Origin of the sequence: Lewinella sp. IMCC34191 (assembly GCF_003390935.1) — a bacterium.
Taxonomy (GTDB): domain Bacteria; phylum Bacteroidota; class Bacteroidia; order Chitinophagales; family Saprospiraceae; genus Neolewinella.
In genome coordinates this window covers 1-11,775 of the sequence record NZ_QNQZ01000012.1, presented here as the reverse complement: position 1 = coordinate 11,775, position 11,775 = coordinate 1, and the positions used below count along the sequence as shown (strand labels likewise).

The following is an 11,775-nucleotide window of genomic DNA, read 5'->3' as shown; positions in this document are numbered from 1 at the left end:
AAAATTAAGTACTTTATAATTCAAAGTTAGTGCACCTTAGGCTGTTGCGCAACCCCATTTTGCCTTTTCCGGCTGTCAAGCTCAGATTTTCCCCAGGATGCGGTCCATTAACCAGCTGGTATGCGCGGCGGTCGCACCGGTCGAAGGGTGCGCTTGTCCCCCGCCCAGTAATTGCCCGGCCATCGCTTCCACGTGTTGTTGATGTACGTGCCGGGGATGATCGATACGGTGTGACTCCTGCCGATCCGCCGTCTGCAGTTCCACGGGATTCTCCTCGAAGAGCGCATACCGGATCGTACCCGCGCTACCGATGATTTCCACCCGGTCTATTGCTGCGTGGCTACCAAAATTCCAGCATCCCATACCCGTGACGCCGCTTTCGTGGAGCCAACAGGCGCTCACGGCGTCCTTGGCCGTGTACAGCCCCTGTTGGTTCAGGCTGACGCCGTACACGTCCTTGATCTTTCCCAGGTGGTAAGTAAACAGGTCCAGTCCGTGGCTGGCCAGATCGTCGAAGTAGCCGCCGGGGGCGACCTCCGCTTCGGTCCGCCAGTTTTCGGTCTCCGCCAGATCGGTTTTCGAAGGCGGCTTACACAGTTGCCAGCTGATGTGGCGCACCGTCCCGATGGCGCCTTCCCGTAGCCAGTCGTGCACCTGCTCGAAGCGCGGCAGGGTACGTCGGTAGTACGCAACGAACAACGGCAGGTCCTTCGCGGCGAAGGCCGCTTCGATCGCCTGACTCTCCGCGTAAGACGGGGCCAGCGGTTTCTCGATGCAGCAGGGCTTACCGGCGGCGGCCACGCGCAGGGCGTAGTCGTGGTGGCTATCGGGCGGCGTGGCGATGTACACGGCGTCGATCTCCGGATCGTCGATGAGGGCCTGGGCGTCGGTATAGGTTTTGTCTACCCCGTGGCGGGCGGCGTAGTCGGCGAGTTTGGCCTTGTCGCGCCGCATGACGGCGGCCAGCTCGAAGCCGTCCGTGAGTTGGTAGGGCGGCCCGCTCTTCACCTCGGTGACGTCGCCGCAGCCGATAATGCCCCAGCGGAGGGGGCGGGAGTAGGTTTGCATGCCAAAAGCGGTTTATGGCGCCGGAGCGCAGGTAGAAAGATAGTCGGTCAACTTTTGCCGCGCAGTTGCTCGAACCTTTGCCCGGAGAAAGGGCGTCCAGCCCAGCAGCCAACCCACCGGACCGAGGGCCTGCCGCGCCCACCGGTAGCTGGAAAAAGAATCGGTATGCTCGTAAATCAACCCGTCCCGGAATCGGAAACGTGCATGGACCTCGTTCACCACCGGGCGGCGGTCCTTTCCAAAGTGGTAGCGGGCGGTCCAATCGGCGCTTCCCGTATCTGCATCAGATTGCACATTGGCAAAGTCGACCTGCAGTTCGGCGGATTTGCCAGACAAGAGCATTTCCCACATGCCGCGGGCTTCAGGGCCGTGCAGTTCCCCGAATACCGGATCGCGGAAGGTGACGTCCGGGTGATAGCAGGCGATCATGCCGGCGCTGTCGCCGCGGGCGAAGGCGGTGTAGAATGTCGTGATGCAGTTGACTGAATCCATAACCCAAGGTAACGTTTGCCGCGCTCCGAGGCTCGTGCCTCGTCAAAGGCAGGCCGTACAAGACATCAGCACGGGAAGGACGCCCCCTGGCAGTTCCAAAGGTCTTTTACCTGCGCTCCGCCGCCCGCTTGGCTTATGTCGTAACGAATTATCAGGCCTGATCCGGAAACGGTACGCCGGTGATCTGTGCGCAAGTATCGATCAGGGCCTCCTGCTTGTGGGTATCCCGGGCCTGATCCTGCAGCTCGCCGTCCCGCTTGTGGTAGAGGTAGCGTCCGCTTACCCCGGCTTTGGGGTCCTTGCCATCCGCCAACCATACCTGGGTAGCGTAACCTTTGTCGAGATCGTCCGGCGCGCTGGAGCCGCCCATCTTGGTGGGTACCCAGCCCGGGTCGATTGCGTTGGAGCGGACGTCCGGCCATTTTCGCGCTACGGCGAGGGCGAAGCTGGCGATGAGCAGCTTGGAGTCGGCGTAGGTCATATCCGGTTTGTCCTTCCCGAGCTCACTGGCTTTCCACTTGCCCCAGGTGTGGTCATTCGAGCTGAGGTAGACCAGTTGCTTTGGTTGATGCATCAGACAGGTGAGCAAGTAGGGGGAAAGGACGTTCACCCGGGCGATGAGGCTGCTGTTGACGCGGTAGACGGCGGCATTGTGGATCACCGTATCGAAGGTGCCGATGGCATTGGCTTCCTCCGCGAGCCGGCGGGTGGCGTCGAGATCGTTCAGATCGGCAACCAGGACGCCGGCGGCCTCGGGCAGGGCTTTGCGGGCGTCGCCGGCACGGTCGGCATTGCGGGCGTGGAGATATACGTCGTGTCCGCTTTTAATGAGTTCGCGGGCGGCCATTTGGCCGAGTCCGTCCGTAGATCCGGTGATGAAGATGCTGGCCATGAATCGTGGATTTTGCTTGGGTGATATGCTTCCTTTAGCGTAGAAGCCGCGGTGGGTGTTCTAAGCTGCCGGACTTAGCAGTATCTAAGCGCATCGCCTGAAGCAAGACCAGCCCGGCTGTATCGGTCTGATGCCGGGACAGATCGTATCATTGTTTCTGCTAAATGTATTCGCCTAGTCTGTCTAACCGGCTTACCCCTACGACGCCTGACGCGGTATACGGGTAAACCCTTAGGAAGCTATAAGCCAAAGTCAGATCCATGCAAACGTATATAACATTCCTGCTCCTTGTCTTTACCCTCCAAGTGACCTACGCACAAACGGCCGGGGGGACCGTCGTGATCGACTCCATCTACTCGGAGAACCTGGTCAATGATTTTGGGGAGAAACCGACCCGGGAAGTGGGCGTATATCTACCCCCTAACTACGCGGAAGGGACCGAAAAATATCCCGTAATCTATTTTCTGCACGGCTTCTATGGCGACCACACCATGCTGGAGCCCATGAAGGAGATCCTGGATTTCGCCATCACTACCCAGCGGATCCGGCCGTTCATCCTGGTCGTCCCCAACCAAAAGACGACTTACGAGGGCAGCTTCTATTCCAACTCCGGTGTCTTCGGAAATTGGGAAGACTTTACCGTTGAGGACCTGGTAAGCTATATGGATACCAATTACCGCACCCTGGCCAAAAAGGAAAGCCGGGGCATAACCGGCCACAGCATGGGCGGGTACGGTGCGATCAATATTGCCATGAAACACCCCGACGTTTTCAATACCGTGTATGCCATCAGCCCGGGTGCGCTGGCTATAGTCCGGGAATACGGCCCCAACAGCGATACCTTCAAGCAACTTGCTGGGATATCCACCTATGAGGAATTGGAAAAGACCTACTTCGGCAAGGTGATGGTGGCCTTCGGACGCTCCTGGTCGCCCAATCCCGACAACCCACCCTTCTACTGCGATTTTCCCTTCGGCTACGAAAATGGCGAGTTGGTGGTTCACCAGGAAACGCTCCAAAAGTGGCAGGACAATATGCCCTTTTACACGGCTGCCGATTACATCGACAACCTGCAAAGCCTGAAGGCCATCAAAATGGATTGGGGTCGCAACGCCGGCGAGCGGTTCACCCAGCAGTGCAAGATGTTTAGCCTACAGTTGGAGAACCTAGGTATCGACCACTACGCGGAAGAGTACATCGGAACCCACGTTAATAATATCTACACCAAGGAGGGTAGGATTCCGCAGGAGGTTTTACCGTTTTTCGATTATTACCTGGAGTTCGAGTAGCGCTACGCTTTCGGGCTTGGTTCTTGGGCTGGAGTAGTTCCCGGGAAAACGGGTACGCCGGCCGAGCATGCCCTCAACCACCCGAAGCAGAAGTGGGGGAAGCAGTACCATTGGATCATCGCCTCCTGGCACCGCAACCGGGAGAACCTGACGCTGATATACAATTGCAGCTCGCCGATCCGCCGCTTGATGTAGACGACGAACGCTTTCGAGGCTTTCCATCGTCAGCTCAGGAGAGTAAGTAAACAAAGGGCTCTTTCATCTTCGATGCGGCGCTGATGACCGCCGCAGGCAGGAGTGTAACGAACTTGCTCTACCTGGTACAGCGCGACGTCTCCGCCAGGTGGCAAAAGCCGATGCACCCCTGAGCACGAAGTACTGCGTAGGAACACCGCATTCGCTCCCAGGGGGTCATTCTCTACGAGGACCGATTGCGTCTGGACCCGTGAGCGCGGCCGTCAGCGTTTTTTTTGCCCGCCCCCGGTCTTCTACGGGGGATTGACCAAAACATACTCCCGCTAGAAAACGCCGTGACACACTTTATGCAATACTCCCCCGCAGGCCGGCTACACCGACCAACTAACGGATCAGTAGATTGCTTTCCTAGCCGATAAAGCATCCTCGACACCTAAAAGCACCACCGCCGGCTTGACAATGGCGCGGTGTTCTGTCCAGTGTTTTTTTATTTAATTTTTATGCCGCCTCGCTATTAATGATCTTCATCTTATGAGGCTCTAAAAATTGATTTAATCTATCGGTATATTCTTTTCTTCTATTCACGTATTGATCACGCTGCACGCCTTTAGATCCATACTTATCGTGCTCAGCTATTAAATCATTCAGTTTAAGAATTTCTTCTATTAGCTCGCTAATCTGCACAGCGCGATCCTCTATGCCCTCGAAGTAATTTTCGTAATTATTCATAGCTGTAGTCATTAAAGATCAACTCTGTAAACCCTCTAGAATGCTTGCGCCCCCTCCGGTCTTTACGGGTGGTAGAGAACTGATGTATCCAATATACATAGTCGGAACGATAGAGTGGGTAGTCAGGGGCATCCCTTGTACGAACTCATAATAGATAAGCATTATAATACCTCGACAAAACTGGACCACGAGCTAAGTTGAAAACTTAACTTGTAACATGAAGCGATCGAGAAGAAAATTTACCGCCGCCTTCAAGGCAAAAGTGGCGATTGAAGCCTTGAAAGAGAGACAGACGTTGGCCGAGCTGGCGGAGAAATTTGAGCTGCATCCCAACCAAATCAGTCAGTGGAAACAGGAGTTTATCGCCGGCTCCGAGCAGGTTTTCGAGACCGGCAAGGGCAGGTCGACTACTGGACCCGATGAGGTAGCGGCCAGCGAAGCCGAACTGCAGCAGCTTTAGGCCAAGATTGGTCAGCTGCAGATGGAGCGCGACTTTCTAAAAAAAACTTAGCCAGATGGGATCACCTGAAGTAAGGCGTGCCGGGGTGGAGACTCAGGCTTCCCTGTCTATCCGCCGGTAGTGTGATTTGCTTTCGGTTAGCCGGGGCAGCGTCTACTATGAGTCCAAAGGCGAGAGCGAGCAGAACCTCGCCATGATGCGGCTGATGGACGCCCACATCCTGGATGAACCTACCGCAGGTGTACTAACGATGCAATCAATGCTTAGAGATAAGGGACACTACGCGGGTTATGAGCGGGTCCGGAGGTTGATGCGCAAAGCCTGTATCCGAGCCATTTACCCGCGTCGGCACCTGACTGTGCTGGGGCAGGCGAAGTACGTTCACCCTTACCTGCTGCGTGAGCTGGAGATTAACCGACCGGGGCAGGTCTGGGCCATCGACATCACCTATGTCCCCATGCAGCGCGGCTTTATGTACCTCACGGCAATCATCGACGTGTACTCGCGCTACATCGTAGGCTGGGGCTTAGCCAACACCCTGGCGGCCGAAGCCAGCCTGGGGGTGGTCCGCCAAGCCATTGCTGAACACGGTGCTCCAGAAATCCTGAACTGCGGCGACCAGGGTTGCCAGTTTACCTGTTCGGAGTACGTCAGCTATCTACGAGAACAGGGCATCGCCATCAGCATGGACGGCAAGGGAAGAGCCCTGGACAACATCTACATCGAGCGCTTCTGGCGCACCATCAAGTACCAGTATATCTTCCTGAACCCGGCCGACGACGGCCGGCAGCTGTACCAAGGAATCGAGGAATGGCTGCATCGCTACCACCACCGGGATCACCAGGGAATCGGCCGAGTAAAACCTATTCAGCGGTACCGAAACGCCGCCTAACTTTCAACTAACTAACTTGGCTGTGTAGTCTGAAAACCCGAGGTATTATACTGTGCGTAGTACGCCTGCCGGGTGTAGCCGAGCCAACCGCAGATGCGACCCAGTCCGATGTCCGGGTGGGCGCGCTTCACTTCGTTGGCCGCCTGGCGACGGGCTTTCTTAGCGCGTCGATCCCGGTGTCCTCCTCGACGACCCGTACGAGCGTCCGCAGGGCGAACGCCTCGGCGACGAGGCGCTTGAGCGCGACAGGGTCGCCGGGCAGGGCCTCGGCCACACCCCCCTCGACCACAGCCCCCACTGTCCGTTCTTGGCGATTCACTCGGCAAAACAGACGGAGGCAGGCCGAATTTAACTTAAGCCGTTGCAAGGCGTTTCGTTCACATGACCATATTCCACACGCGCGCAGGGCGCGGAAAACCCCTCCTTCTTGTCCACGGGCTGGGGGCAACCTGCCGCTCGTGGGACACAATCTCGCCCGCGCTTGCTGAGGCCAGAGATGTAATCGCCCTAGACCTGCCAGCCCACGGGCAGTCACCCGAAGAGGCCGATAGCGGCACGTTTGACGGGCTGGCGCGTAGCCTGGACGATTGGCTTAAAGCGGAGAACTTCACAGGGGTCGATATGGTCGGCAGCTCTCTGGGCGCTCGCCTGGTGCTGGAGATGGCTAGGCGCGGCCGTGCCGGTGCGGTCGTCGCGCTAGATCCGGGTGGCTTTTGGCAGGGGTGGGAGCGTACCTTCTTCAACGCCACCATAACGGCATCGCTTGCCTTGGTTCGCGCGCTGCGACCGGCGCTTCCTGCGATCACCGGAAATGTTGTAGGCCGGACCGCCCTTATGGCCCAGCTCTCCGCAAGGCCACGTGCGCTCGATCCCGCATTCGTCGCGCGCGAACTAAAATCATTGGCGGACACGCGTACCGTAGGTTCGCTCGTGAAGGATCTCGCCAAAGGCGCAATGCAGGAGGGTCCTGCGAACACATCTGCACCGGTCGTTATCGGCTGGGGCCGCAAGGATCGGCTGTGTTTACCGCAACAGGCGGACCGCGCGATGGCAGCCTTCCCCAAAGCAAGGATGCATTGGTTTGAGCATAGCGGACACTTTCCGATGTGGGATCAGCCAGAGGAGACAGTCAAGGTCATTCTGGATGCCACGGAGTGACCATGATCACATTGACGCTACAATAGGCGGACTAGCAGTTCAAAGGCTTCAATATGGACTTATTTCGCATTGGCGCATTTTAGGCCGGAAGTCGACTGTCCCATTTCGGAGCGCCGGCCCACCAAAGCCGGCGTGCAACTTCCGAGCCGATAAATGACCTAATCGTTCGGCGCGTTTTTCAGTTCAAATAGCTGCTCGACTGTCGCTTCAAGTGCGTAGGCGAATTTCAAAGCGACAGTAACAGAGGGAGCGAAAACACCATTTTCGACAGTATTGATGGTCTTTCTACTGACGCCCATCCGCTCAGTCGGCGTCCTCGCTGGCTACGAGGCGCTTGTACCACCGCACGAACTCCTTGGCGGTTTCCGCGCTCGGGAGGCCGAAGTCCTCGGCGGCTACGGCGTAGGAGAACTCCCCGGCGAGGTAGCGGACGGCGAGCTCGCGCTTGAGGGAGGGCGGGTAGGTGCCGCGTGGCTTCGTCTGCTTAACTCTTGTCTTCTCCTTACTCAAAACAGTGCATTAGAGTACATTGACCGTAAAGCTATCCTAGGACGACTCAGCCGGTGGCGAATGTCCAAACAGGCTCTTAGCTGTCGATCCGTCTTCGAATCGCTGCACTGCGGCCGTGTTTGAGCTAAAACTTGACACACTCAGTGATCGCCACCTTCCTCCGCTCTCCTTTAGTGCATGTTCGACCAACCGCTGCTTCCACCGTTCGGGGAGATCTTCGTGCCGCATAGCTTTTTCTTTGTAGTATCTAGCGTTGGGCTACGCGCGTCGCGCCTGGCGATCAGCCGGCATGGGCGTGTAGCCGGTGTTCATGACCATTAAGCTAAGGCAATCCGAAGAAATAGACTCGCTTGCGTTGCAGTAGCATGAGGCCCATCATCCGCTACTTTTCTGCTATTCGCCGCCAGCTTACCCTCACCCCCCGGCGACGACGGCTATACATTCACGATCCCCATCGCACGTTCGTGCGCCGTAGCCCCCTCACCTTTGCCCGTACGGTGAGTCTGGTGGTCGATCTGGCCCGCCAATCCCTGGCCGTTGAACTGAGTCGCTTCTTTCGCTGGCGACCCGAGGACATCGTCACCAAGTCCGCCTTTTGCCAGCGCCGCAAGGCAATCAAACCGTCCTTCTTCAAAGAGCTCTTCCACCAAACTGCCCGGCTGTTCTACCACCACTTTCCCCACCACCGGCGCTGGAAAGGAAAGCGCCTCATCGCCGTCGACGGTACCGGGCAGGCGCTGCCTCACTTTGCCTGGCTCGGCCGCGTCTTCGGCTTCCATCTCAACCAACACGCCAACCGGCCTTCGATGCGGATACTCATTTGCCATGACGTACTGAACAACATCATCAACGAGGTCACCTTCCATACCCAGAACAGCTCCGAGATCGCCCATGCTTACCAGTTGGTTGCCCGAGCTGACCGGGACGCCTTGCATATTTACGATCGCCACTACGCCAGCTTTGCCCTGGCGTACCTACACCACCGCCGGGGATCCGATTACCTCATCCGTATGAAGACGGACAGTGGGTCGACCCTGGTCAAGGATTTTGTGCAAAGTGCTGATAAAGAATGCATAGTAACCAGCCGGCTCCGTACCGGGCGGGGGTACAGTAAACTTAAAGAACTGGGGCTGCGACCCGAACGAAACGCACCCTTCCGGGTACGGTTAGTGCGCGTGGAGCTGGACGACGGCACCGTGGAGGTCCTCATGACTTCTCTCACCGATCGCCGACGCTACCCCCACGGTGTCTTCAAGTGGCTGTACGGCAAACGCTGGGGCGTAGAAACGGCCATCTTCACCCTGAAATCGTTCCTGCAGTTGGCGCTGATCTCGGCCTACACCCAGCCCGGGGTGGAACAGGATCTCTGGGCCAGCTTCGCCTTCTATAACTAGCAGAGCGTCCTGGTCGCCGCCAGCGAGGAGGAGGTACAGCGAGCTACTGCGCACCGCGAATACGCCTACCGCATCAACCGCAACGTGACGGCGGCTATGATGCAAAGGTTTTTGTACCACATCTACCTGGATGGCCCAGCCACCTGGCGAAGGAAAATGCTCGTCTTACTGGAACTGATGCCCCGCTACACCGAGCCCTACCGTCCCGATCGTAACCGGGCACGGGAGCGAAAAATAATGCGGATGAATAACCGCCATATCCACGAGAAAAATTATAGAAAAGCGATGTAAACACCCGCATACTATCGTCACAATAGCAATCGTAGAACGAGGGCGGGCCAGGGGTGTGTTCACACCGAATCAACGAAAAGGAGGCAGCCCGGTATGGCCGGAAAACGGGCAGCAACTGAGAATGAGGTATTAGGAGTGAAGCCTTAACTTAATGGTGTTGGCGCAGTGTTAGCGGCATAATAATAAATGATTTAAACATGAGTGTCTTTACAAATCTTTCTCGGTCATTAGCGCTTTAATTCTGACAGCAATTTTTTGAGCTTCACGCATTTGATTTACAATTGATCTATAATCAGACCAATATAGTTCTAACAGTTCTGAAACTTCCTCACTTACATTAGCAAAGTCGATCCTTGTGACAAAATTGTTGGACCACATTTCATACTCGTGTAGCTTTTGAATAATAAAATCTATATCATTAACACTCCGAGAAAGTGGCGACTGTTTTGGCACTGCTGACTATCCAATCTCTCCAATATTCACCTCGTTTGGATTGATTACATTTCCCACATGCTGGCACTAGGTTATAGATGTCAGCTAAATATCCAGTTGGTTTTTTATTCTTGACAGTGGGCCTAAAGTGATCCCACTCAGTACAAGTGTTTACCCTACAATATGCACACTTTAAGTTCTTCTCATCTAGCTCTAATATCTCATACACCTTGTGTATTTCTTGATCTGGAGGTCGAATATTTGGTATAATACTATTGACGAACACATTGGTTATTGATGAAATTCTTGAAGTAATCTTTGCCTCGTTTGGGCTCTTGAACGTATTCATATGTTTGTTTTAAAATGAGTACAAATTCATCTATACTAAACTTGAAACGATGAACCTACATACTCTATCTAAATTCAACTATAGTTCCAATCGATAATCCTTTAATGTATGATTAGTCTGATGGACCTTAAAGTTGAGCGATTCTAAAGATTTAACAGTTGACGATAGTGGATGACCGTAACTATTCTTCCCAACTGATATTATAGCATCTTTATTTACAAAATTCGAATTTGAATTATACACAACCTTGCCAGCTTTTCCACCATGATGGGGTACGATCAGATAATTATTATGGGGATAGCACAAATCTGATAGCATGCAATCGTTAATTTCTTCGTAATGACAGTCAGCAGGTAGAATAACGCTTCTTTTCTTTGTTCTTATACACATTGTGAGGGCGTTTCTATTTCTATTACGGTGTATTCTACTGTTGTAGATTAAGTACTGCCCTAAGTCAAGAATCTTAATAAGACTATGTTTGTCTCCTTTTTCAAAAGGTTCGATGGCGATCAAACAAGACGGGTTCAATCTACGGATTCTTGAGAATATAACGCGTGCCGTAAGGTTGGGCAGCCTATTTCTGAAAACAAATTTTGAAAATTTTACTATTGCAATATCAGAAAGAGCTTTTAAACAGTGGTAATGATCTACATCCCAGTGTGAAATAATTACATTTGGATTCTCATTAATGTATCTGTTATTCGGCATCGCAACGAGAAGATCAATTTCTTTTTTACTATACCTAAAACTAGCGCCAATATCAAAAATGAATTCTAATTTCTCATTAGAATAAATTTCATTCCAACTTCCCTGACCAACATTTTTAGCAATAAACAGACTAGGATACTTAATCTTTTCTTTGTCAAGGATCAGCTGGCAATTTGGCTGATCAATGTTTCTTTCCCAAGACTCATTTGCAGAAATTGATTGAGCTGCGCCAAATACTTCACCTTCAAAATTTTCTAAATCAATCACACCATCAATTATATAGGACTGATCATAAGGTAAATATTCTATTAATTCTTCCTTGAAGATATTGATGTTTAGTTTGTAGTAAGAACCTACGTTCAATCGTTTGCCGCTATAGTTTTTTAGATGGAACATTGACCTAGTTATGTCTCTAGCATTAATTAGGTTAGACCAATCATTAGAATCTAGAAAATCTACAATGACATCCTGGCTAACTCGATTAAAATATTCTATATACAATCTAATCTTAATATTTTCCATGCCACATTTACTTTAAATTTACGCTTTGGTAAGACATATGATATTCATTTCTCATCGTCTATCTTTGCAAAAAGACAAAACTAGTGTATCAATTTGTCATGTCACTATAAAGCCACAATTCATCTGAAATACTAAAAACACGGTTGATTTGTGTTTGATTGCCGCTAACGATTGCGCCGGCGCAGGCCGGCTGCATCAACAAGCATGCGGATCCTGGTAAGCTTCAAATTAGCCATTTGAGCCTTGATCGACACCCAAAAGCACCATCGCCGGCTTGACGATGGCGCAATGTTCACGGCCATTAAGCTAAGCTTTTTACGGCATTAGGTTTCTCCTGATCTTAGACGGATGACCCGCGCCCTGACCCGCTTCCTCTCCTTTCTACGTGCCTTCC

14 protein-coding genes are annotated in these 11,775 nt (G+C 53.2%); 6 read left to right on the top strand and 8 right to left on the bottom strand.

All coding sequences use genetic code 11. The features are described from left to right. Positions 1–81 precede the first annotated feature (81 nt). The 3 genes from DRW39_RS19320 to DRW39_RS19310 form a co-directional block, all read right to left on the bottom strand. Entirely contained in the window at positions 82–1,068 is a 987-nt protein-coding gene (locus DRW39_RS19320; RefSeq protein ID WP_116108733.1) for a Gfo/Idh/MocA family protein, read from the bottom strand. 12 nt (positions 1,069–1,080) lie between these two features. After that, complete coding sequence (locus tag DRW39_RS19315; RefSeq protein ID WP_116108732.1) at positions 1,081–1,560, bottom strand: nuclear transport factor 2 family protein; 480 nt, start codon at positions 1,558–1,560, stop codon at positions 1,081–1,083. 151 nt (positions 1,561–1,711) lie between these two features. Further along, positions 1,712–2,452: an SDR family NAD(P)-dependent oxidoreductase gene (locus DRW39_RS19310; protein ID WP_116108731.1), complete on the bottom strand. Its 741-nt coding sequence runs from the start codon at positions 2,450–2,452 to the stop codon at positions 1,712–1,714. Between the two features lie 260 nt (positions 2,453–2,712). Between DRW39_RS19310 and DRW39_RS19305 the strand changes: the two genes are divergently transcribed. After that, positions 2,713–3,741 carry an alpha/beta hydrolase gene (locus DRW39_RS19305; RefSeq protein ID WP_116108730.1) on the top strand — a complete coding sequence of 343 codons (1,029 nt, stop codon included), beginning with the start codon at positions 2,713–2,715 and terminating at the stop codon, positions 3,739–3,741. Between the two features lie 693 nt (positions 3,742–4,434). On the opposite strand, the gene DRW39_RS19300 is transcribed toward DRW39_RS19305, so the two are convergent. Further along, the gene (locus DRW39_RS19300) at positions 4,435–4,665 is read right to left on the bottom strand and encodes a hypothetical protein (RefSeq protein ID WP_116108729.1); all 231 of its coding nucleotides are present in this window, start codon (positions 4,663–4,665) and stop codon (positions 4,435–4,437) included. 217 nt (positions 4,666–4,882) lie between these two features. Between DRW39_RS19300 and DRW39_RS19295 the strand changes: the two genes are divergently transcribed. From DRW39_RS19295 to DRW39_RS19280, 3 genes are all read left to right on the top strand, one after another. Beyond that, entirely contained in the window at positions 4,883–5,125 is a 243-nt protein-coding gene (locus DRW39_RS19295; protein ID WP_116108728.1) for a transposase, read from the top strand. Between the two features lie 127 nt (positions 5,126–5,252). After that, entirely contained in the window at positions 5,253–6,017 is a 765-nt protein-coding gene (locus tag DRW39_RS19290) for an IS3 family transposase (protein ID WP_116108727.1), read from the top strand. Positions 6,018–6,398: 381 nt separating this feature from the next. Beyond that, on the top strand, positions 6,399–7,175 hold the full coding sequence (locus tag DRW39_RS19280; protein WP_116108725.1) for an alpha/beta fold hydrolase: 777 nt from the start codon (positions 6,399–6,401) through the stop codon (positions 7,173–7,175). A gap of 158 nt (positions 7,176–7,333) precedes the next feature. On the opposite strand, the gene DRW39_RS22945 is transcribed toward DRW39_RS19280, so the two are convergent. Both DRW39_RS22945 and DRW39_RS19270 read right to left on the bottom strand, forming a co-directional pair. Then, complete coding sequence (locus DRW39_RS22945) at positions 7,334–7,474, bottom strand: helix-turn-helix transcriptional regulator (RefSeq protein ID WP_116108724.1); 141 nt, start codon at positions 7,472–7,474, stop codon at positions 7,334–7,336. A 4-nt stretch (positions 7,475–7,478) separates the two neighbouring features. Next, positions 7,479–7,685 (bottom strand): hypothetical protein, encoded by a 207-nt coding sequence (locus tag DRW39_RS19270; RefSeq protein ID WP_104421877.1) that lies wholly within the window; start codon positions 7,683–7,685, stop codon positions 7,479–7,481. A gap of 365 nt (positions 7,686–8,050) precedes the next feature. Between DRW39_RS19270 and DRW39_RS19265 the strand changes: the two genes are divergently transcribed. Beyond that, a complete protein-coding gene (locus DRW39_RS19265) occupies positions 8,051–9,079 on the top strand; it encodes an IS4 family transposase (protein ID WP_116108723.1) in 1,029 nt (342 codons plus the stop codon). Positions 9,080–9,175: 96 nt separating this feature from the next. Then, positions 9,176–9,370, top strand: a complete 195-nt coding sequence (locus tag DRW39_RS22355) for a hypothetical protein (RefSeq protein ID WP_157976232.1) — start codon at positions 9,176–9,178, stop codon at positions 9,368–9,370. A gap of 418 nt (positions 9,371–9,788) precedes the next feature. Here the strand turns inward: DRW39_RS22355 and DRW39_RS22940 are convergent, their stop codons facing one another. Further along, positions 9,789–10,151 (bottom strand): HNH endonuclease, encoded by a 363-nt coding sequence (locus DRW39_RS22940; protein ID WP_410503604.1) that lies wholly within the window; start codon positions 10,149–10,151, stop codon positions 9,789–9,791. A gap of 78 nt (positions 10,152–10,229) precedes the next feature. After that, positions 10,230–11,381, bottom strand: coding sequence for a hypothetical protein (locus DRW39_RS22350; protein ID WP_157976231.1), 1,152 nt, complete (start codon positions 11,379–11,381; stop codon positions 10,230–10,232). Positions 11,382–11,775: the final 394 nt, after the last annotated feature.